This window comes from Lactococcus sp. S47, from assembly GCF_016517475.1.
Taxonomy (GTDB): domain Bacteria; phylum Bacillota; class Bacilli; order Lactobacillales; family Streptococcaceae; genus Lactococcus; species Lactococcus lactis.
In genome coordinates this window covers 90,003-113,299 of the sequence record NZ_JACVUB010000001.1, presented here as the reverse complement: position 1 = coordinate 113,299, position 23,297 = coordinate 90,003, and the positions used below count along the sequence as shown (strand labels likewise).

At 34.0% G+C, this 23,297-nt stretch carries 23 protein-coding genes; all 23 read right to left on the bottom strand.

Annotated elements, in window-relative coordinates:
- Positions 1-10: 10 nt before the first annotated feature.
- Complete coding sequence (locus tag IAE52_RS00530; protein ID WP_058206796.1) at positions 11-598, bottom strand: isochorismatase family protein; 588 nt, start codon at positions 596-598, stop codon at positions 11-13.
- An 18-nt stretch (positions 599-616) separates the two neighbouring features.
- The gene (gene rnr / locus IAE52_RS00525; RefSeq protein ID WP_109990827.1) at positions 617-3,070 is read right to left on the bottom strand and encodes a ribonuclease R; all 2,454 of its coding nucleotides are present in this window, start codon (positions 3,068-3,070) and stop codon (positions 617-619) included.
- Between the two features lie 250 nt (positions 3,071-3,320).
- Positions 3,321-3,569 (bottom strand): preprotein translocase subunit SecG, encoded by a 249-nt coding sequence (gene secG / locus IAE52_RS00520; RefSeq protein WP_003130913.1) that lies wholly within the window; start codon positions 3,567-3,569, stop codon positions 3,321-3,323.
- Between the two features lie 141 nt (positions 3,570-3,710).
- A complete protein-coding gene (gene trxB, locus IAE52_RS00515; protein ID WP_010905642.1) occupies positions 3,711-4,637 on the bottom strand; it encodes a thioredoxin-disulfide reductase in 927 nt (308 codons plus the stop codon).
- A gap of 194 nt (positions 4,638-4,831) precedes the next feature.
- Complete coding sequence (locus IAE52_RS00510) at positions 4,832-5,059, bottom strand: DUF4059 family protein (RefSeq protein ID WP_004255037.1); 228 nt, start codon at positions 5,057-5,059, stop codon at positions 4,832-4,834.
- A 1-nt stretch (position 5,060) separates the two neighbouring features.
- Positions 5,061-5,813, bottom strand: a complete 753-nt coding sequence (locus IAE52_RS00505; RefSeq protein WP_004255031.1) for an amino acid ABC transporter ATP-binding protein — start codon at positions 5,811-5,813, stop codon at positions 5,061-5,063.
- An 11-nt stretch (positions 5,814-5,824) separates the two neighbouring features.
- Positions 5,825-6,712, bottom strand: coding sequence for an amino acid ABC transporter permease (locus IAE52_RS00500; protein WP_004255026.1), 888 nt, complete (start codon positions 6,710-6,712; stop codon positions 5,825-5,827).
- 267 nt (positions 6,713-6,979) lie between these two features.
- Positions 6,980-7,825, bottom strand: coding sequence for an amino acid ABC transporter substrate-binding protein (locus IAE52_RS00495; protein WP_023164024.1), 846 nt, complete (start codon positions 7,823-7,825; stop codon positions 6,980-6,982).
- A gap of 137 nt (positions 7,826-7,962) precedes the next feature.
- Positions 7,963-8,538: a C40 family peptidase gene (locus IAE52_RS00490; protein WP_052062141.1), complete on the bottom strand. Its 576-nt coding sequence runs from the start codon at positions 8,536-8,538 to the stop codon at positions 7,963-7,965.
- Positions 8,539-8,664: 126 nt separating this feature from the next.
- Positions 8,665-10,332 carry a formate--tetrahydrofolate ligase gene (locus IAE52_RS00485; RefSeq protein ID WP_058203668.1) on the bottom strand — a complete coding sequence of 556 codons (1,668 nt, stop codon included), beginning with the start codon at positions 10,330-10,332 and terminating at the stop codon, positions 8,665-8,667.
- Between the two features lie 156 nt (positions 10,333-10,488).
- The gene (locus IAE52_RS00480) at positions 10,489-10,815 is read right to left on the bottom strand and encodes a heavy metal-binding domain-containing protein (protein ID WP_010905638.1); all 327 of its coding nucleotides are present in this window, start codon (positions 10,813-10,815) and stop codon (positions 10,489-10,491) included.
- 83 nt (positions 10,816-10,898) lie between these two features.
- Positions 10,899-11,345, bottom strand: coding sequence for an ASCH domain-containing protein (locus IAE52_RS00475; RefSeq protein ID WP_004255012.1), 447 nt, complete (start codon positions 11,343-11,345; stop codon positions 10,899-10,901).
- Between the two features lie 139 nt (positions 11,346-11,484).
- Entirely contained in the window at positions 11,485-12,189 is a 705-nt protein-coding gene (gene deoD, locus IAE52_RS00470) for a purine-nucleoside phosphorylase (RefSeq protein WP_004255010.1), read from the bottom strand.
- 70 nt (positions 12,190-12,259) lie between these two features.
- On the bottom strand, positions 12,260-12,529 hold the full coding sequence (locus tag IAE52_RS00465) for a zinc ribbon domain-containing protein (RefSeq protein WP_033900063.1): 270 nt from the start codon (positions 12,527-12,529) through the stop codon (positions 12,260-12,262).
- Between the two features lie 59 nt (positions 12,530-12,588).
- Positions 12,589-13,824, bottom strand: a complete 1,236-nt coding sequence (locus IAE52_RS00460) for a phosphopentomutase (RefSeq protein WP_004255006.1) — start codon at positions 13,822-13,824, stop codon at positions 12,589-12,591.
- Positions 13,825-14,011: 187 nt separating this feature from the next.
- A complete protein-coding gene (locus IAE52_RS00455; RefSeq protein WP_109990783.1) occupies positions 14,012-14,929 on the bottom strand; it encodes an LCP family protein in 918 nt (305 codons plus the stop codon).
- A 20-nt stretch (positions 14,930-14,949) separates the two neighbouring features.
- Positions 14,950-16,068, bottom strand: coding sequence for a CDP-glycerol glycerophosphotransferase family protein (locus tag IAE52_RS00450; protein WP_033900068.1), 1,119 nt, complete (start codon positions 16,066-16,068; stop codon positions 14,950-14,952).
- Positions 16,058-17,245 (bottom strand): CDP-glycerol glycerophosphotransferase family protein, encoded by a 1,188-nt coding sequence (locus IAE52_RS00445; RefSeq protein ID WP_109990782.1) that lies wholly within the window; start codon positions 17,243-17,245, stop codon positions 16,058-16,060. The genes IAE52_RS00450 and IAE52_RS00445 overlap by 11 nt, the downstream gene beginning before the upstream one ends.
- A gap of 16 nt (positions 17,246-17,261) precedes the next feature.
- A complete protein-coding gene (locus IAE52_RS00440; RefSeq protein ID WP_230584895.1) occupies positions 17,262-17,603 on the bottom strand; it encodes a hypothetical protein in 342 nt (113 codons plus the stop codon).
- A gap of 100 nt (positions 17,604-17,703) precedes the next feature.
- A complete protein-coding gene (tagD, locus tag IAE52_RS00435) occupies positions 17,704-18,156 on the bottom strand; it encodes a glycerol-3-phosphate cytidylyltransferase (protein ID WP_033900073.1) in 453 nt (150 codons plus the stop codon).
- Between the two features lie 22 nt (positions 18,157-18,178).
- Positions 18,179-19,288, bottom strand: a complete 1,110-nt coding sequence (locus IAE52_RS00430) for a DUF6270 domain-containing protein (RefSeq protein ID WP_109990781.1) — start codon at positions 19,286-19,288, stop codon at positions 18,179-18,181.
- A 28-nt stretch (positions 19,289-19,316) separates the two neighbouring features.
- Positions 19,317-20,567, bottom strand: a complete 1,251-nt coding sequence (locus tag IAE52_RS00425; RefSeq protein WP_200136624.1) for a DUF563 domain-containing protein — start codon at positions 20,565-20,567, stop codon at positions 19,317-19,319.
- Positions 20,568-20,589: 22 nt separating this feature from the next.
- Positions 20,590-23,277 (bottom strand): CDP-glycerol glycerophosphotransferase family protein, encoded by a 2,688-nt coding sequence (locus IAE52_RS00420; protein ID WP_109990779.1) that lies wholly within the window; start codon positions 23,275-23,277, stop codon positions 20,590-20,592.
- Positions 23,278-23,297: the final 20 nt, after the last annotated feature.

The following is a 23,297-nucleotide window of genomic DNA, read 5'->3' as shown; positions in this document are numbered from 1 at the left end:
TATCCCAAACTTATTTACTTTCTTCAATCATTTTTAAAACTTCTTGTGTTGAGCGAACTCGTCCAAGGCGTGGGAAAATTCCCTCAACAATTCCTTGATGGAGTTGCCCATTAAAATCTGTCATTGCATCTTCAATAGCAATAACTTGATAACCATGCTGGAAAGCTTCACGGGCCGTAGTATCACAACCGATCGTTGTAGCAATTCCAGTCAAGAGAATTTCATCAATTCCACGACGACGTAATTGGACATCTAAATCCGTGCCGTAAAATGCGCCCCAGTTATGTTTAGCGACATGAATGACATTATTATATTCTTTATCATAAGCTTCAGGCATGACAAAATCAGCAAAATCTGCCGGAATTCGTCCTTGTGCAACAGCTGGATTGTCAGTTTTTGGTTTTAAAGTTTCGCCACCGTAGTTTTTGACGTGAACAAAAACAATTAAAGCGCCTGTATTTTTTAAACTTGTTACAAGTTCTTTATTTTTAGCTAAAACCTCTTGGGCAGAATAAGGAGCAAATCCCTCACGCCCTGCAATTCCTTTTTGTAGGTCAATAATAACCAAGGCTGTTTTTTCTAAATTCAAAGTTGTCATATTTTTTTCTCTCAAATTTTAGCCTCTTTTATGTGGCTTTTTTCTTCCGTCAGTAAATTTTTTGCCATTACCTTTTTTGTCAGTAAATTTGCCCTTAGCAGCTTTACTGTAAAATGGTTTCTTGGCTGATTTCTTTTTCTTTTTATCAAATTCAGATTTCTCGTCAGCTCTTCTGCCATTTTTTGATTTATTAGCAGATTTGTCAGTAGATTTTGGCGCTACTGATTTAACCTTAAGAGATTGATTTGATTTTTTGCGACCTTTATGATCAGGTTTTTTCTTCGCTTTCGCTGCTTTATCAATCAAATCTAATTCTGAAGGTAGATATTCAAAATCAATCTCCCCAGTCATTCTATCAGCTTTGACAACTTTTATTTTAATAGGCTGACCAATTTTAAAGGTAAGTCCACTTCGTTCGCCAATAAGCGCCAACATTCGTTCTTGATAATTAAAATAATCACCTTTAAGCGTTGAAATATGAACTAAACCTTCAATCGTATTTTCAAGTTCAATAAACATTCCAAAACGAGTAACTGAAGCAATAATCCCTTCAAACTCTTCACCCACATGTTCTTCCATGAATTCGGCTTTTTTCATTTTTTCAACTTCACGTTCAGCATCAACCGCTCGGCGTTCACGATGACTAGAATGTTCTGCAATTTCAGGAATTTTATCTTCCCATTTTTGTAAAATATTAGCTGGTGTTTTCCCCTCACCAATTTCACGAATCAATCGATGAACCAACAAATCGGGATATCGACGAATTGGTGAAGTAAAGTGCGTATAATTTTCCGCAGCTAAACCAAAGTGACCCTCATTGTTTTCTGAATAACGCGCTTGTTGCATACTCCGTAACAACATAGTTGACAAGACCATTTCGCCAGGCTGACCTTTAATTTTCTTCATGAAAGCTTGTAAAACCTTCTGATCAATGCCTTTTGAAGTTCCTTCAATCTGCATTCCAAAAGTTGCCGCAAAATCAATAAAACGTTGCAATCTATCAGCTTTTGGTTGTTCATGAATCCGATAGATAAAAGGCAGACCATACGCTTCAAAATGTGTCGCAACTGTTTCATTCGCTTCAAGCATGAATGATTCAATCATTCGCTCAGCAATGCCACGTGTTCGTTTTCTAATTTCAATTGGCAATCCTTTTTCATTGACAATGATTTTAGCTTCTACTGTATCAAAATCAATGGCCCCGCGTCTTTTACGCATGGCTTCTAAAATATGGTGAAGTTCAACCATTATTTTTACAGAATCTGCAATTTTAGCATATTTTTCAAGTGCTGCCTCATCTCCTGCAATCATTTGATTAACGGCATCATAAGTCATTCTTTCTGTCGTTTTAATAATTGATTGAGAAATTTGATAGTTGATCACTCGACCTTCAGGACTAATTTCCATGACACAAGACTGTGTTAGACGATTGATTCGAGGATTCAATGAACAAATTCCATTAGAGAGACGTTCGGGCAGCATTGGAACTACACGATCCGTCACATAAACAGATGTTCCACGTTCGTAAGCCTCTTTATCTAATGGAGAATTTTCAGTGACGTAGTGTGAAACGTCCGCAATATGTACTCCTAATTCATAGTTTCCATTTTCCAAACGTTTAGCATGCACAGCATCATCAAGGTCTTTTGCGTCTGCTCCATCAATTGTAAAAGTGATTTCATTACGATAATCGACTCGTCCCACAATTTCATTTTCTGGAACTTCTTCTGGAACAGCTTCAGCTTGGTCTAAAACTTCTTTTGGAAATTCAGAAACAATATCCATTGAAGCCAAAACTTCCAAAACGTCAATTCCTTGGTCATCTGCTTGACCAATAATTTCAGTGACTAATCCTTGCATTGTCTGTGGAAATTCCTTATCTGGATAATGAGTGATTTCAACACGAACAATCGCTTTATTTTCAGGAATTAAACCTTCATTTCCTAAATAAACACGATAAGGGATTTTTTTATTCCGAGATTTAACAAAACCAATCAGTCCTGTTTGCTCTTTTTCATCATCATTCAAAGCTACAAAAGTTCCAACAACCTGATGGACGTCATGGCGAATGATTTCGACAACATGCCCTTCAGCAGAAGTTCCTTTGAGCGCATTGGCATTTTTATCAATTTCAATAAAAACTTCGTCACCATCAAGGGCGAAAGCCGTTTGGCCTCTTGCGACAAAAACGTCTGGTTCTTCAGCATCAATGCTGACAAAACCAAAGCCAGCTGCATTGGCCCGGAAAATTCCGCTGATGACAACTTTTGCCTCTTCTTTTTCGGCTAGTTCAACTTTACCTTTTGCAGTAAAATTAAGCAAATGCTCGGCTTCTAGTGAAGCTAAAGTTTTGACAAATACTTTGTAATCTTTAGCCTTATTCATATGTAACGCAACTGACAATTCTTCTACTGACAGTGCTTTTTTTGAACTATTCTCAAGATAGTCCATGATTACTTCTCTAATACTCATTATATTCTCTCAATGAACTTTTTGACCACAAAAATTGGACAAAAAGCCCCTTTCTTTTTTTTATTTCAAATATTAACTTGATTTTTTAGCTAATATTTTAAGAGATTATCAGTGGTATTAATCATTTTATCAGACATTTTTGACTGATAGAATCAATTCTACCACTGACAATTTGGACAATTAAACATTTGACGCAATTAGAAAAACATTTATAAGAAAATAAAATACGGACTGTTTTCAGCCCGCAATTTTAACGTGTTGATAAAACAACAAGAGCAAATCCAATAACTAGCCATAAGCCAATCATGATTGCTGTAAAACGCTGCATCACTGCCTCAAAACCGCGCGCTTTACGACGTTCAAACAATTCACCTGTTCCACCCGAAAAAGCATCTGCTGCTCCATCTTGTTTTGAAGGTTGCATGAAAATCGCTACAATAATAAATGCTGAAACTACAAGCATTGCAACAAGCAAAATGTCATAAATTACTTTTTCCATAGTCTTATAAATTACTTAGGCGATAAACCTAATCTCCTTTTTCAAAATTGCGTTACTTACATTTTACCATATTTTCGATTAAAAGTCATTCCGAATCCTTTAATAAAAAATTACTGACGATTTTGTCAGTAATTTTTTATTTTAATCAAGTTCAGCTACAAATTTATAAGCTTCTTGAGCTGCTTGCGCTCCATCACCAATAGCTGTAGTGATTTGACGGAAATCTTTTTGACGAACATCACCTACGGCAAAAATACCAGGTAGACTTGTTCTCATATGGTCATCGGTAATAATCCAACCGGCTTCATCAGTAATTCCAAGATTACCAGCAAATTCAGCAACTGGGTCAAGTCCCACATAAATGAAGATTCCACCAAAAGCTTTTTCAGTTACTTCACCCGTTTTAACGTTTTTATAAACAACGGATTGAACTTTTTTGTCATCCCCTTTAATTTCCATAGGAACAGAATCCCAAATAAAGTTGATTTTTTCTTCTTTGAAAGCTCTTTGTTGGATAATTTCTTGTGCACGCAATTTATCACGGCGATGCATAATTGTTACGGATTGACCAAAACGAGTCAAGTAGAGAGCTTCTTCAACAGCAGAGTCACCACCACCAATAACTAAAATTTCTTGGTTTCTAAAGAAAGCACCATCACAAACGGCACAGTAGGAAACTCCGCGAGCTCCATATTCTTCCTCACCGGGAATTTCAAGCTTACGGTGATTAGCCCCTGTCGCAATAATGATTGATTTAGTGACAAACTCATCATCTTCTGTGATAATTTTTTTGTAATCCCCATGGTCTTCAATAGCCGTCACAAAACCATAAGCATTTTCTACACCTAAACCTTCCAATGGTTCAGCCATTTTCATTGAAAGTTCAGGACCCATGATTGTTTCATAGCCAGGATAATTTTCAATCTCAGCTGTGTTATTCATTTGACCACCAGGAACACCACGTTCTAAAAGCAAAGTTTTCATTTCAGAACGTGCAGTATACATCGCTGCAGTCATTCCCGCAGGGCCTGAACCAATGATGACAACATCATATTTCTTTTCTGTCATTTTTAATCCCTTTTCTAAGAGCTAAAGAACTCCCCTTAAATTCATAAACTCAAGCTAGCATTTCAGCAAACTTGAGCCCTTTTTTATTAGTTCTAAAAACTCTTTTTTCTAATATCTAAAATCTTATAGCACCATTTTACATTGTCAAATGATATTTTTCCATTAATTAGATTTATTTAAAGCATAAATAAAAATCAAAGTCCACGAATTCTTAGTATTACAAGTACTCCTAAAACAGCAAAACTCAGGATAGGCGTCGTTAAAATACCAACTAAAATTAAATCAAAAATTCGGTTTCTTCTTTCAGTCCACGGTTTTTTCGTATTTCGCACAAGGTAAGTGAAAGCATATAATCCACCTACCAATAAAACAAAGATAGCTGAAATTAATAGACCTTTTAAATAAAACTGTAAAATCATCATTTTAGTTATTAACCTCTAAATTCTTGACATGACGTGATAAAAACTCTCGTGTACGAGGATTTTTGGGTGAGTAGAAAACTTCTTGAGGAGTCCCCGCTTCAATGATTTTCCCTTGTTCAAGAAAAAGCACTTTTGTTGCTACATTATAAACAAAGTCCATTTCATGACTGACAAGAACCATTGTTTGTTTATTTTGAGCTGCATTTAAAATTACTTCTTGAACTTCACCAACTAATTCAGGGTCAAGGGCAGATGTCGGTTCATCTAAAAGTAAAAGTTTTGGTTGCATCGCTAAAGCACGAGCGATTCCAACCCTTTGTTTTTGACCACCTGATAAAAATTTTGGATAGTAATCTTTCCGGTCAGTTAGACCAACCTTATCTAATTCAGCTTCGGCAATCTCTTTTGCTTGCGCCTTAGATAATTTTTTAACCTGAATCAACCCTTCCATTACATTTTCAAGGGCAGTCCGACGTTCAAAAAGATTAAATTGTTGAAAAACCATTCCAGTCTTTCTGCGAAGTTCAAGTACTTCTTGCTTTGTGATTGTCGAATAATCAATCTTTAAGTCATCAATTTCAATTTGACCACTATCTGGTCTTTCAAGATCATTTAAAGCCCGGAGAAAGGTTGATTTACCAGCACCAGAAGCGCCAATAAGGGCAACAACATCTCCTTCTTCAATTTCCAAGCTAATGTCATTGAGAACTTGATTACCCGAAAATGTTTTACTTATATTTGTAATTTTAATCATTATCGTCCTCCTTAGGCTTGGTTAAATGGGTTCTTGCTCAATGAAATTTGTGCACGATTTTTACGTTTGTCATTTGGCATTCTTACGTCTAATTTACGCTCTAATCCACGAATTAAGAGTTCAAAAATAATACAAATTGGCCAGTAAACTAAAGCTAAGGCTAAATAAGTTTCAAATAAACGGAAGGTTGAGCCCCCAATAATTTGAGCACGAGCTGTCATTTCTACCACACCTGCAACGAAGGCAAGTGAAGTTGATTTCAAAAGTCCAATCAGAGCGTTTCCTAAAGGAGCCGTTGCAACGGTTGCTGCTTCAGGTAAAGTCACACGCATAAAAACTTGGAAGTTTGTCATTCCGAGTGATTTGGCTGCTTCGATTTGTCCTTTATCAACGGATTGAATTGCAGCACGAATTGTTTCCGAGTTATAAGCTCCTTCATTGAGTGCGAAAGCAACAATGACAAAAAGCATAGCTGGAATTGTATTGACATTAAAATTCGTTCCATAATTCATATTGATTGCTTTTAAAATCAACGGAATCCCCGTATATGAAAGGTATAATTGTACCAAAATAGGGGTTCCACGAATGAAACTAACAAACAAAGCACGCAATTGATTCAAAATTGGAATTTTATTAATACGAACCAAAGCAAGAATGAGTCCTAAAAGTAACCCAAAGACCATGGCAATTATTGTCATTTCAAGAGACGACGGAATCATTTTTATAATTGGTAAAAAGGCATCTACAAATGCTGACCAACTAAAAATCTTTGTGAAAAACATGGTCCAAAAGTCATGAAAATTATACTGACCTTTGATTAAGAGAAAGGGAAGAGCTGGCAAGATAATTAAAGCCAAAAGCAAGACAATCCCAAGAATTATTTTTTTATTTTTTTTCATATTTTTTATTTTTCTAATAGGGAAAACTCTGTCAGTAAAAAAGTGACAGAGTTTATTCGGATTTATTGAACTTATTATTTAATATTTTTACATTTACTTATAAGTTCGATTTTTTACCTGACCATCACTTCTACTATTATACAAAATTTTGGTCTTTTTTTCTCCTATTTTTTACGAACTGAACTGTCAGTAAATTTTGATTGGTCAAGAGACAAATATTTTACTGACAGCTCTTCGATTTTAGGTTAAATTTCTTGTCAGTAAAATTTACTTAAACATTTCTGCTTTTGGCACGAAATCCCCACCAAGATATTTCTTGGAAATTTTCGCCAAACTACCATCAGCCTGCATTTTTGCCAAAACTCCATTCACATCTTTTTGAAGTTTTTTACCTTGCGAATCTTTGCCAAAGAGGAAATATTCATAACCGTCATGTTCAGCATCACCAGTATCCATACTGATATCTTCAATTTTTAGATTGTCAAAACCTTGTTCTTTAACTGCAGACTCTAAAGAAATCTTATCATAAAGCATGAAATCAATTTTTCCTGATTCAACTTGCGTGAATCTTGTGTTAATTGAAGTAGAATCTGCTGAGTAACTAATTTTGATTTCTTTATCTGGATTGGCTTTGTTCCAATCTTGAATTGACTTTGTATAATTTGATGCTGGATTACCAATTGTCGATTTCCCAGCCAAATCTGCCAAAGTTTTGTAAGTCCCAGATTTCACAAGAACTGCATTGTTTGATTTTGAAAGTGGTGATGAGAAATAATATTTTTCAGCTCTACTTTTTTCCCAACCAAAATCATTAGCACCCATTTGGTAACGGCCAGAATCAATCCCTGGTGAAATCCCAGAAAAATCTGTCACTTGAAATTTCACTTTATACTGTGGCAATTTCTTGAAAACCGCACGAGCAACCTCAATATCGTAACCCGTTAAATTTCCTTGACTATCTGAATAAGTAAATGGCTTTGTTGCCCCATCTGTCGCAATCACAACAGATGTTGCTTTATCTGATGAATCTTTTGAACCTGATGAGCATGCAACCAAAGTTCCAGCAGCGATAAGTGAAAGAGCGGCAAATGTGACCTTTAGTGATGTTCTCATAAAAGTTCCCCTTTAAAAATTTGATAGACCTATCTTAACACGAACTTAAGACCTTTGCCATAAAAAAAACTTATAGCCAGATTTAGCTATAAGAATAACAAAAAAATAGCAATAAATGCTATTTCCTTCTATTATATTTAATACTCTAATGCAAAATCAGCCGACATATCAGTAACTGAACTGATTTTAACTGACTCACCAGGTTGTGGTGCATGAATCACTTGGCCATTTCCAAGATAAATTCCCACATGGTCTCCACCATAAAAGATAATCAAATCTCCAACTTTGGCTTGGTCAAGTCCGACTTTTTTTCCGCTTGCAATTTGGTCCCAAGTTGTACGACCAATTTCTTTACCTAAAACTTCTCTATAGACGTAACTTGTGAATCCTGAACAGTCAAAGCCAGCTGGTGTAGTTCCACCCCAAACATAGGGAACACCTAAATATTTTTTGGCTGTACTGACAAGTTTGTCAGCTCGTGACTGAACTTCTTTAGCCGCACTTTGTGTTTTTTCTACTTTTGAAACGGCACTGACAGTATCATTCATTGTTTTTGTTAAAACATCAAGTGAATTTGTTGCTGCTGACAAATCTGTCAGTGAACTTTGTGCCTTATTATCATCAAATACTGAATCTGCTTTTGCAGGATTCGCAATCAGGACAGCACTAAAACTTGTAAGAAGTGCTGCAGAAATAATTATTTTTTTCAACATTGTTAGCAAGTATAACACAAAAAAACCGCCTGACAAGCGGTTTTACAAGCTTTTAATTTTTTGTAAATTTGTTACCGAAAAAATTTACATTTAATCTTTACGTAACAAAACCACTTAAACTCATTTCTAAAATAATCCTGAGATTTTTCCATTATCAGTGACATCCATTTTTAAAGCTGCTGGATTTTTAGGAAGCCCGGGCATTGTCATCACATCCCCCAAAAGAGCAACGATAAATCCAGCTCCAATTTTTGGAAGTAGCTCACGAACTGTAACTTCAAAGCCTTCTGGCGCCGCTAAAAGATTTGGTTGGTCTGAAAATGAATATTGAGTTTTAGCCATGCATACTGGCAAATCATTCCAACCATTTTCTTCAATTTCTCTCATCTGACGCTTAGCCTTTGGTGAATAATTGACTTTGGAACCGCCATAAATTTCTGTCACAATTTTGTCAATTTTAGCTGTTAATGGCTCTTTTAGGTCATAAAGATAGCTAAAATCAGATTTTTCTTGTAACATTCCTGACAGTTTTTCGGCCAAATCTAAACCACCTTCCCCCCCCTTAGCAAAGACTTGGGTCAATGAAACTGGAACTCCCAATGCTTCTGTCAGCTCTTTTAATGCTGAAATTTCAGATTTAGTATCTGATGCAAACTCATTAATTGCCACAATTACTGGCAAACCGTAACTCTGCATATTTTTAATATGACGTTCTAAATTAGCAAAGCCCTTTTTAACGGCCTCTACGTTTTCCTTAGTCAATTCTTTTTTATCAAGGCCACCATGCATTTTAAGTGCACGAAGTGTAGCCACAATTACTACCGCATCAGGTTGTTTTCCGAGCTGACGAGTTTTGATATCTAAAAATTTCTCACCACCAAGGTCAGCTCCAAACCCAGCTTCTGTAATGACAATATCCGATAGTTTTAAGGCCGTTTTTGTTGCCAAAACAGAATTACAACCATGCGCAATATTGGCAAAAGGCCCACCGTGAATCAAAGCTGGCGTTCCCTCAATTGTCTGAACAAGGTTTGGTTTCAGTGCATCTTTCAGGAGCATCGCAATAGCCCCTTGAACCCCTAAATCACCAAGGGTTACGGGTTTACGGTCATAAGACTGAGCCAGAACAATTTTTCCTAAACGTTCTTTCAAATCGCTGATTGAAGTTGCCAAACATAAAACCGCCATAATTTCACTGGCTACTGTAATATCAAAACCATCTTCACGGGGCACACCATTTAAAGGGCCACCAAGTCCAACAGTGACATGACGAAGGGCACGGTCATTCAAATCAACAACACGTTTCCAAATGATTCTTCTTGGGTCGATATTTAACGGATTTCCTTGATGAAGCGAATTATCAAGAAATGCCGAAATAGCATTATTGGCAGTTGTAATCGCATGAATATCCCCTGTAAAATGAAGATTAATATCTTCCATTGGCAATACCTGTGCAAAACCACCACCAGCAGCTCCACCCTTAATTCCCATAACAGGCCCTAAAGAAGGTTCACGCAAGGCCACCATTACATTTTCACCTTGTCTTGCAAATGCATCAGCCAAACCGACAGTAACTGTCGATTTTCCTTCTCCAGCAGGTGTGGGATTAATTGATGTCACCAAAACAAGTTTTCCTTCAGACTGTTGGTCAAATTTATCTAAAACCTCTAAAGGAATTTTAGCTTTGTATTTACCATAAAGTTCGATATCATCAAATGATAGTCCAATCTTTTCAGCAATTTTGGTAATAGGTTGAATGTCAGCAGCTTGAGCAATTTCAATATCCGTTTTCATAATTCTCCTCTAAAGGCTTCTCATATTTGAGTTTAATTATACTAATTTTAATATTATTCTAACAAAAAATGAAGGAATTTTCCCTTAATAGTATTTCTTTTGGCAGGCTTAGCTAAAAATTGTTCGGAAATAAAAAAAACTAGCTTTCGCTAGCCTTTAGATTTTTTCAATTTTAACAGCTGTTCCATAAGCAGCGACAGAATCAATATTTTGGAAAGTTGATGAGTCAAAACGCATCGCAACAATTGCATTTGCTCCTTTGGCTTTAGCTTCCTCTCTCATACGATCAATCGAAGTTTCACGGGTTTCATGTTGAAGTTTTGTATAACCATTTATTTCGCCACCTACAACAGTTTTCATCTGTTGACCGGCACTTGAAAATAAATTTCTTGAACGCGTTGTTAATCCGAAAACTTCACCATATACTTCAGTAATTCGATAACCAGCCACTTCATTTGTAGTCACAATAAGTATTTCTTCCATTTTATTCCTCTTTTCATAAAGCATAATTTTAAAATAATTATAGCATGACTAAAAAAATAGTCAACAATTTTTATTTACTACTTTTAGTTTTGGTAAAGAACTTCAAATTCTTCGCAAAGAACTTCCATATTAGGACTATATACTTTTAAGTCACTCCAAAAGTCTTGATGCACTTTCCGCCAGTAGTCTAAACTTTGATCCCCTTCTCCTTCTTTAAAAGCATGCTCAGCGCTGACATCAAAAAAATTTCGCACATAAACTTTAGAAGTTGTAATAGCAGCTCTTGGTTGACCTTTTCCATCTAGTAAAATATCAAATTTTCCATCAACTGAAGGGAATGGTTCATCTTCACCATACTCAGCTACAGCGCTAGCCGTCGCACTTTTCTTTCCTTCTAATACTAAATCTAAAAGTTTATCAGCCAATTCTGGCTCAGTTATTGGACCATCAACCTCATTACAAAACGCCCAAGCCCACCTAAAATTTTCTCTTGCCAATCCTGCTTCTTTGATAAAATCTTCGTAAGTCATCTTTTCTCCTTTGTTTGAAGGAAAATTTAATTTCCTAGTTTATTCCATCATATCAAAATTTTTTAAGCACAGATGATTAAATGCATTTTTATTGATCATAAATAAAAAAGTCCTGTCATTAAGACAGAACTTTAACTAATTATTCAGAAATCAAAGTTTCCAAACCAACTTTCATCATATCTGTGAAAGTCAATTGACGCTCTTCAGAAGTTGTTGATTCTCCAGTCAAAATATGGTCAGAGATTGTCATAATTCCCAAAGTTTGAACTTTATATTTTGCCCCAAGGTAATAAAGGCCAGCAGCTTCCATTTCAACAGCCTTCACACCAAGTTTTCCAACTTTAACTGCATCTGGTCCACCGTAGAACAAATCAGAGCTGAGAATATTTCCAACGTGAGTTGTAATTCCAAGGTCTTTTGCAATATGATAAGCTTTATCAAGCAAATCAAAATCAGCAATTTGTGGGAAATCAAAATCAGGGAAATCATTACGGATAATCGCTGAAGTTGTCGCAGCTGCTTGTCCAATGACAAGGTCACGAATATGAACATCTTCATTTACAGAACCAGCAGTCCCAACACGAATTAATCTTTTTACACCGTATTCTGTAATTAATTCATTAGCATAGATTGAGATTGAAGGAATTCCCATTCCTGTTCCCATAACAGAAACACGATGGCCCTTGTAAGTTCCAGTAAAGCCAAGCATTCCGCGAACTTGGTTAAATTGCACAGCATCTTCAAGGAAGTTTTCTGCGATGAATTTTGCGCGAAGTGGATCTCCTGGTAAGAGAATTTTATCTGCGATTTCGCCTTTTTGAGCTTCGATATGTGGTGTTGGCATTTTTAATTTCCTTTTCTTTTAATATAATTATCAAATTTACTGACAGAGTTTCCATCAGTAAGTTAAGAACTTAATTTTTCCAGCGTTTCAAACCTTTGAGTTGCATTGGATAAAGCCTTTTGAAAAGCCATTTTTGCATTTTGGGCATTGAATTATTATCTAAACCTTTTCGCCCAATTTCGACCATTTCATCAAAAGTAAGTTCTGGTTGGACAAATCGTCCTTGCATATAGCAATAGATACAATAGTCTGTTGAAACTTCTCCATTTGCTTGCGTTCCCTTATAAGAATCATCAGCAATTGGCATTCCACAAGATTGACAAAATGCTTTCTTAGCCATTAATAAATATTTCTTTCTAAACTCTGTCAGTAAAATTTACTGACAGAAATTTTTTCCTATTAAACCAAAGCATCCAAGAATGATTCACCAGTTTGAGCCTTCTTAACAGAGAAGTTTTCGGCAACAGTTGCTGAAATATCAGCAAAATGTCCCACTGGTAAAACTTTAGGGTCTTTCAATGATTTAGAGAAAATCACGAGTGGAATATATTCACGAGTATGGTCAGTTCCTACGTATGAAGGGTCATTTCCGTGGTCAGCAGTAATCATCAACAAATCATCTTCTTTCATTGCATCAATGATTTCTGGCAAACGACCGTCAAAGTCTTCAATTGCTTTTCCGTAACCTTCAACATCGCGACGATGTCCATATTTAGCATCGAAGTCAACTAAGTTTGTGAAAGAAAATCCTTCAGTAAACTCAGCTTTTGTCATTGCTTTAAGCAGACGGTCAACCCCGTCCATATCGTTATGATTATGCCCCATATCATATTTCACACCTACTGTGTTGAAAATATCTGAAATTTTCCCAACTGAATAAGTATCAATTCCAGCCTTATAAAGTTTTTCCAAAACTGTTTCAGCAAATGGTGACAAAGCATAGTCACGACGTCCATCAGTCCGTTCAAAGTTTCCAGCTTCTCCAACATAAGGACGAGCGATGATACGGCCAATCATGATTCCAGACCCTTCAAGGGTAATTGAACGAACATATTCACAAATTTTATAAAGTTCTTCACGAGAAATGACATCTTCATGTGCCGCAATTTGCAAAACAGGGTCTGCTGAAGTATAAATAATCAACTCACCAGTTTCCAATTGACGAGGACCAAAATCTTCAATGACTGCTGTTCCAGAATAAGGTTTATTTGCTTCACGAATGATTTTACGGCCAGAAAATTCTTCAATTTTTTCAAGTAAATCCTCTGGATAACCTTCTGGATAAGTTGGGAAAGGCGTTTGAATATTCAAGCCCATAATTTCCCAGTGCCCAGTCATTGTATCCTTACCTTTTGAAATTTCTTCTAGTTTAGTGACATATGCTGCTGGTTTATCCGCTTTTGGAACCGTTTTGAGCGGACTTTCACGCGGGATATTTCCCCAACCCAATTTTTGAAGGTTAGGCACATCAAGCCCACGAATTTCTGAAATATGACCAATCGTGTCTGAGTTCACATCATTAATTGCTTCATGCGTTTCAACGTCATGATTAAAGAATTTGTCAGCATCTGGTGCAGCACCAATTCCGACAGAGTCCATTACAACAAGATGAATACGACCAAATTTTTTAGGCATTATATCTCTCCATTTCTGCTGCTATATCAATAGCAAAACTAACTAATTCTATTATACATAAACTCTTCCAAAAAGGGCAGTCAAAGCTGTTAAAAAAATACAATTTTCTTTCTAAAATCTACTTTTTATGAGAAATAATTGTACTAAAAAAATCATTAGAAATTTTATCTAATGATTTTTTATTCTTTTATTTTAAACTTTCTTGAAATTGTATTTTCGCCAAATCAAGATTAGCTTGTGAAATTGTTGCCACTCCTGACTGTCCCTCCACTTTATCGCTATGGATATTGATTTTACTAATCCTTGTAGCCCCATGATAATTCACTACCAAAGCTTTGAAATTTCCAAAACTAAAACTCATTCTAAAAACTTGAGGAAAAGCAGCCAAAATTTGAGAAAAATGTCCGATAATAACCTGTGGATTTTTAAGCTTCGTCATTGTCGCCATCACAAGTTCTTGTTGTCTTGCAAAGAGTTTTTTACTATCTGACTCATTTAATAAAGTAAGATAAGCCTTTACCTCTGTTGAATTTTTTAAACTAATTGTCCCTTGAGGAAAATTGTAACCTTGAGCATTAAAGGCCCTTGCATTTTGAAGTGAAAGTCCCCCGATTCCCTCAACCAATTTGCCAATCTCGTCAAAATCAATTTTTACAAACTTATTCGTTTTGACTTGCAATAGCTCTTCCATTTCTTTAATGACCGCTGCTGCTCCTCCAGAATTATAAAGAGTTCCTAAAGATTGATGATTTGGAAGTAAAGCACTTGTTGAAATATTGATAACTGTTGTTTGTTGCAAGCGAGGATTCGTTGTTGCCATATCCGCCGAAACTAAAACTTCTTTTCCCTTAATTTCGCTTATTCCAAGGACAGCTGTCGTAAAAGCTTCTTTGTTTTTTAGTGAAACGCTCGTCATTTCGGTCGGAGGACTAACATAAGCTTTATTTATCGCTGACTTCAAATCAAAATAAACTTTACCACCAACTGCCCCTAAAAGTATTATCAATACAAAAAGCACAATGAGGAAAATTCGTAAAAATTTTCTTTTTTTCTTTTTATGACCTCTTTTAAATGGTTCATCATAAGACGTTTCTGATTTTGTCATCCTTTTCTCCTTTCCAATCACTAAAAACTGCCCATAATTGATTCAATCAAATCTAAGACCCGTTCAGTTGATTTTCCGTCATTAAATTTATACATTTTGTCAGTAAATTTTTTTCGTTTCAGACTATTATCAGCAACGTTTTTACTGACAGCTTTGATTGCCTCAACTAACTCCTCCTCATTTTTACTGACAGGACCAGGAAACTCCGCTTGGTAATCAAAAGTAAAACCAGGTTTACGTGAATAATTAATCAAATCAGGACTGTAAGCAATAATTGGCTTGTCAAAAACCATCCAATCAATCGCAATCGCCGAATAATCCGTCACCAAAATATCCGTAATGCAAAAGAGTGACGAAATCAACTCATCCTGAATAAATAAAACTCGTTCATTATTTTCATATTTTGAATCTGAAATCAATGGATGACTTTTATAAATAATTAAGTAATCTTCCCCGAGTTTTTGATGAACTTTTTCCAAATCAATCATAGCTTCTCGAAAATGCGTACTAATTCTTCCTCTAAAAGTTGGGGCGTAAGTTATAATCTTTTTATTTTTCAGAATCGGATATTTCGCTGAGAGTCTTTGTTTTGTTTCTTCTACAAAAATTGAATCAAAAATTTTATCATTATTAGGAATACCAGTCACCATCACTTGTGACTCCAAAAGATTAAAAGCACGCGCAAAAATCGGTTTTAAAAAATCTGAATTGACTATTGTATAATCATAATTTTTCACCTTATAATCTCGCTCCACATCATTCCCAAATTTTTTCAAAGCACCAGTTGCATGCCAAAGTTGCAAAACCTTAACCCTCTTGCGATGCGGAAATTTGGAAACTACGAAATTATTGTAATCAATAATCACTAAATGTGAACTTTGAATTAAAAATAATTGACGAATACAAGCATAACCATATTTTATATTTCCCCAAAAAGAAGAATCAAATTTAAAGAGAACAGTTCTTAATTCATATTTTTTTCCCTCAGATAGCCGCTCATAAATCAACTTAAAATCCTTTGATAAATTATCATGTTCTAATGAAATAAAAGTAATTCGATTTCTCCTAACCTCAGGAATCAAGGAAAAAGGATAAAAAATACCAAGAATAATTGTTAAAATAATTGATTTAGTTTTCATTAAAAATCCTCTTAACAACTTTAGAACAAGCTTTTCCATCATTCCATAAGTTAAATTTTTGATTAAACTTTCTCAAGCGTTCATAATCAAAATCCTCATTATTAATTTTCACTAATAAATCATCTTCCCTTGTAATGACATCATTAGGTAAGTCATTTGGAATATTTAAATAAAATCCTCTTAATTCTTGCTCATATTCTTCAAAATCATACATATAAAAATAGATTGGTCGATATAAATTAGCATAATCAAAAAACACAGAAGAATAATCCGTAATTAAAGAATCACTCATCAAATAAGCATCATTAATATCCGCATTTGCCTCCATCAAATAAACAAAATCAGTCAAATCCTTCGGAACCTGATAAATATTTGAAATTAAGTAATGAGGTTTAAATAATATTATTGTATTCTGACCTAAAATTTTCTTCCATTTATGAAAATCAACCACCATCTCGAATTGATAACCCCTTATTCCAAATCTATTATCTCGCCAAGTAGGAGCATATAAAATAATTTTCTTATCCAAAGGTAAACCATAAGCTTTTTTCAATTTTAAAATTTCCTCAGGATTAAAATTTACCAAATAATCAACTCGAGGGTAACCCATTTCTAATATTTGTTCTTCCTTTATCTTAAAAGCAGTCGCAAATGCTTGACTAGAAAATTCACTTGGAGAAATTAAATAATCCCAATGTCGAGCATCATCATCATAACTTTTCAGCATTTGTTGATAAGATAAACGACTCCGATAATAAGCCTTACCATTGTCAAAAATATCATGTCCCAAACGCTTTAGTGGGGTTCCATGCCAAGTTTGTAAATAAATTTGTTTCCTCCTTTTATAATAATAAGGAGCCATTTTGGAATTAAAGACCCAATATTTTGATTTTGAAAGCAAATAATAATAGGCCAAAGAATTAAACTTAACGACTCTGGCGCCTACAATCTTTTGTTTACTTTTAAAAGCCCAAACAAATTGAAAATCAGCAAATGCTCCATTCTCTATCAAATATTCAAAAAGATAGCGTGGATTATCCGAATAAGCTTTCCCATTAAAAGATGAAAAAATAATTAGCTTATCATCCACTTTCACAATTTTAGCTAAAAGAAAAAGTAAAATAGAAAGGAACTTTCTAAATAATATTAATCTGATTTTCAATACTAAACTAATCATTTTTTCTCCTTTCTTTTCACATGATTTTCTTTCGAATAATTACTCTTAATTCTTTCATCGATAGATTTGTTGAGAAAGAACCTGATATCTCTTCAATCATTCTTGATAATTTATTCAAGTCTTTCTCTTTACCGACTATTTTTAAAAATTGGTTAATTTCTGTATCTATTGAAGTTCCAAAAAGTTTAAGACAATTAAGATAAGCAGTTGTTGAAATTATGACTAGGTTTGCTTCTCTAGGTAAAGCTGTAAATTTAGTAAACTTATTTTTATCAAATTTAAAAACATCTTCATCCATTTTCAAAAATAAATCTTCACCCTTTTTTGATTTAGGATAATCAACTTTCGGTTTTTTCATTATTTTTTCAAATTGCCGGAATATTTTAAGTAAGTTTAGTGGACTCAATAAAAAACCAAGCTTAGAAAAAATGAGAGTTATATCATTCATTAAATTTATACTAGTGTTCACTTTCCTTTTCTTTTGAGAGGCCTACATCATCGCTTGAATAAAGTCTCCCAATCTCTTGCTTAATATTTGAAGAAGAAACTTTTCCTCGAGGAAAATACATAATTTTTAAATTAGGGAATTCTTCTTTAAGAAAATCAAATTTTCCTTTCCAATCATCCCCCATGGCAAAAATATCAACATCGAACATATCAATATAAAGACTTTTATCATTCCAAGACTGCTCTGGTACAACCAAATCCACATAACGAATAGATTCTAAAACATATTTTCTCGTATCATATTCTTGAAAAGATTTCTTTCCTTTGGCAGCATTAAATTCATCTGTTGATAGCATTACAATTAACTTACTTCCAAGATTTTTAGCATTTCTTAGCATATTAACATGACTCTCATGCAAGATATCAAATGTTCCAGCAACTAAAATTACTTTTTCTTTATCCATTTAAAGTTCTCTTTTTTTATATTTACTTTTTCAGTGTTAATGATAAATTTCGATATCGAAAATGTCCCGCTCCCACCATATGTGGGCCTAATTCCAAATATCTACCTTTACAATATAATTCAATTTTTATATGCTTCCACTTCCCTGAACTAAGATTTTCTAACTTTGAAGAATAAATCTTAACTTCTTGAAGTTCTCTACTCACCTTATCATCATAAGTCCAAACATAGAAAAAGGCATCATTTAAATGAAGGCTAAATAAGTTTTCAACCCAAACCTCCACCGAAATTTCTAATTTTTGAGCTTTTTGATCACTATTTGAAATCTGAATAGGAGAACTATGTAAAATAGAAAATCCATCCATACTTGTTCTTTCGATTTCTAATATGCCATTTTCTACAAAATATTCATTAGAATCATCTCGCCAATACTTCTTCCCCTCACTAAAACTTGCATTTCTGATTAGATTGTACTTGAGAGAAGCTTCTGAAATTTCAGTTTCCTCTTTTCTTAGATATTGAGAAATTTCTGTTGAATCATGGATTACTGGAAGTCCCTTTTTGTGTGCATATTCATTAAACCTCTGCCAAACTTGACTCATATTGCTGTTAAACCCTATCTCTTTGAAAAATTCAATGCTATTAATCAAAATAACTGTATTTGGTAAATATTTTTGAACAAATTCAATAAAAAGATTAAAAGCCTTACACCAAAGCGAAGAATAGTTGATAAATTCTTGAACCGAATGATTGGAATTCAAAATCCTTTTTATTTTAATATGAGAAAAAGAATAAACTTCTGCCATATTTTCAGAGGAACTTGTCAAGAAACTTTGGTCTTGTGTCTCCACCACCCCATGAAAGACATCACTATAAAAATCCAATAATAATAGGTCTGGCTGCGCAACAATTAAACTGCTTAAAGTTTCTTTGTCTAATTCATCCAATATTTGTTCAGCTTTTTCAAAGCTTATTTCCTTATCTATTTGATTAAAATTGTAATCAACTGCTTTTGCCATAAGTGAAATAAGTGAAAGATTTTTTCGATAAAGTACAACTTCAAAATTAGATTTACTTTTATCAAAAAGTTCTCTTGATAAGTCTGAACCAATAATCGCCACTCGATTTTTCATGCTCTATCCCTTTCTAACTCAACTCAATTCATTTATTTTTCTTAAATATATTTTCTAATGAGTTTTTAGTTTCACTATTTATCGGCTCTCTAATGAGTTTAGAAAATACCTCTACAAAATTTGAAAAAGTAAATGAACGATACCTTGTTTCTAAAAATTTAGGATGTTTTTTGGCAAATAAGGCAACTAACCTTGTCCATTCCTCAATATATTCAAAGACCGATTCTTTCAAATTAAGTGAACTATCCCAAGGAAGTTTAATACCATCATCTTTCAAATATTCCTCCCATTGCACCGTTGGCAGCAACAAATAGCAAGAAAGAAAGTGAGTATGCGGAAGGAAATTCATAGATATATCCACCCAAACAGATTTTGCTCGCCTAGCCTGATTCATCCAAAATTGAATAGCAAAACCTTCTGAAAAACGATTCAGTACTGTGATTTTCACATGATCATGGCTAAATAAAATAAGATGCCCAGCAGTACCGTAAACACAAGCAACTTCTTTTGCTCCTGCCATAATTGCCACTTGCTCTCTAATTGAGTACTTTTCTGGCGAGATGATTTCATAGCCTTGAGAACGATAAAAGGCTTCAAAATAATCCTCATTTACCGTGATTCCATCAGAAAAATTCTTAGGTAGCGCTGTCCTTGTCAGATAGACCTTGTCAAACGTCTTTGGTTCAACACTATCACGGATTGCATCATAAATTTTCATCGCTTTATCTTTGAAGCCATCATAAGCAATCGTTGACTGTTCTGGAATGATAACTTCACTAAAACACGTTGGTTCCTTAATTAAAGTGATTTGTTCTTTTTTCAAACCTAACATCATTAAGAAATCAAGATATTTAATTTCATCATTCGGAGCGATAAAAGCATATTTGATATTTGGATCAGGATTTTCTAAAAACCACCACAACCTTCCGAGCGACTCTGTAAGAAAATGTCCAAAATGTGGATGAGCCACGCCACAGTAAACGACTTTTTCTTCTATAATTTTTGGTTTATCTGATAAATTGTACCCCTTATCCACTTGACCAGTTTCATCAGATTCCCTTCTAGTCCTGATGTGATCTGCAATAAAATTTCCTAAATTATCCGTGACACCACCAGACCAAGCAGAAAAATTAGCCTCTGATTTTATCGGTAAAATGACACCATTTTCTAAAACTTGAACTTTAGTTTCACCTTGGATAAACCAATCGTGAGTACTTCTTCCCGCCCAACTTTCATAATTATCAGCAAAAACCTTACAGCTTGTTAATTCATAACTCATCTTATCTCCTTATCTCGAAGTTTTAAATAATTTTATTCTTATTCGGTATGGGAAGTCTCAAAATTTCCTCATAGACTCGTTCGGAATTATTTTTATCTGTATATTTAAAGAAACTATCAACCCTTTTCACATATTCTTCTTCCATTAAGCAATCATTATCAATATAATTTTGAACTTTATTAATAACCGATTCTATAGAAAGACAAATCTCACCAAAACCATCGCTTTCATATGAAAAATATTCTGGGTTTTCCTCAGCTTCCTCTTTTATAGAATGATAATAAATAATAGGTTTTTTCAAATAGGCAAAATCCACGACAGCAGAGGAGTAATCCGTAATTAGAATTGCTGATTTTTCGTAAATTTCATTATAAGAAAGCTCTGTACTTACAATCTCTATTTCTTCTGGAATATCAAAATCCTCTATTTGTACAAAGAACTTTGGATGGGCCTTGAAAATAAAGCGATAATTATTTTTTCTAAGTAATTCAAGTAACTTTTCATCATTTAAAAATTCATTGATTGATTTAAAGAAATCAGACTCCCTAAAATGTTTGTCATAAGACCCGTCATCCTTGGAATATTGAATTCGCCAAGTAGGTAAAAAAGTTATCATACTTTCTGAATTATTTTTTAACAAGTCAAATCTTGGTAAACCTGTCAATCGAACTTGCTTTTCTTTAAATCCAGTATTTTCTGAACGCATTAGCTCATACTCTTTTTCTGTAGAAGTGACCATAAAATCAAAGTTTTTACTCGAACTATTTAAATACCAATCTGAAAATGAAGTCTTTCTGATGATTCCATGTTGCAAGAAGACTTCTTGAGCATTTGAAAGTGCCTGAACAATCAATTTAAATTCATATTTAGGAATATTAGTGTCAATATTTACCCATTCCCAAAAAGTTGTTGATGAAATAACTTTTTCAGCAAACATCAATAAAAATTTATATTCAAAAGAACCATAAATGATGATATTAGCACTTACTCCTTCAAAATTATGATAATAAGTTTCATCAGGAATAATCATAAATTTTTCAATACCGTCTTCTCTATTCGCACAATATCTAAATAAAGCCTCTGCGTTATCACCAATTGTTGTTGGACGGTCTATAAAAAGCCAAATTCTTTTGTTTCGATAACTTTCAAAATAGTCAACATAACGTTCAAATAAAAAATCATCTTTATAGTTTTTCTTTCGACTAAGGACGGTAGTGTTTAAACTATGTTTGGTCAATTTTTCAACTACAAGCGCGTGACTGGACCATGATTTTTTAATGATAGCTTCTTCTCCAATAAAGAAATCATTCTTCCAATAAAATCTTGAGTTCCAACCATGTACTATATGAGCAGCCGCATACTTATCTTGATACTTAAAATAAAACTCAATACTTTGAAGTTCCTGATTAAGCATCCCAGCCAAATTAATATTAAATTCAAAATCAACAGCTGGAAATATTTCTCGTCCTAAATAATATTTCAAGTCATCATGTTTAGATTTATTGAGAACTCCTTCAATGAACTCTCCTCTATATTTAGCAACTAATTTCACTTCATTAATCATTGGTCGAACATAAAAACCTCTAATTTGTAGTTGCTTTTCTCTTTGATTTATCCAATTAATTTGTGTATTCCCATCAAGATTTTCAATCACTTCATCAGCAATCTGAAAACGTGGTTCTATCTCATTAACCACATTTCTCAAATATATCCGTCCATATTTTAAAGACTTAAAATAAATTTGATACCAATAAGGAATATATTTTTGTTCAAGCAAATCATCATCGACTTGTTGCAAAATATATCTAATATTTTCTAAGGCTACATCTAAATCAAAATTATTTTCATTATTGCTTGGCACATTTGATTTAAACCAGTGTAAATCATATAAGCGACTAACTTGATTTTCTCGAGGAACTTGCCCTAATTTCTGCACAAATTCTTCAAATTCTTGCTTATAATAAGAGATTCGATCATAAAAATCAGAATTATTCTCTGCATTATCAATGGTACTTGATTCATCTAATCTTTTACGAAGATAGTAATAAAGATTATCATTATACCAGCCTACAATATGTTTTTTATTAATGATTTTCAAAATAAAATCAGCATCTTCAGAGATGGTCATCTCCTCATTAAATCGCACCACTTCCAAAGCTTGAGAGACAAATAATCCAGAATTAACGTGTGAAAAGAAAGCAAAAGACTTGCTCATATCAAGAATTCCACTTTTCCCTCTATCCACAGCACTGTAAGAATAATGAAGTCCTTCTTGTTTTTCAAATGTACGAATTGGAATAAATACCGCATCAGGAATAACTTGTTCGTCCAGTATTTCGGATTCTTCATCCTTTTTTTCATACTGTTTAAAAAAATCAATCAAAGTTTCCAAATGATTCGGATCATATTTATCATCCCCATCAATAAAACAAGTATAGGGTGCTGAAAAATTTTCAAAACAAAAATCTAGACCCGCATTTCGTGCAGCAGATACTCCCTGATTTTCTTGAGTAATGACAACAATGCTTGGATACAAAAAACGTAAACTCTCTATCACTTCTTGCGAGTTATCAGTGCTTCCATCATTTATAATCACTAAATTGATATTATCAAAACCAATCGTTTGGTGAGTAATACTATCAACAGCATCCACTAAATATCGTCCAACATTGTAAACTGGAATAATGCAATTGACTATTTTTTTATTCATTGTTTTCCTTCTATCATTTA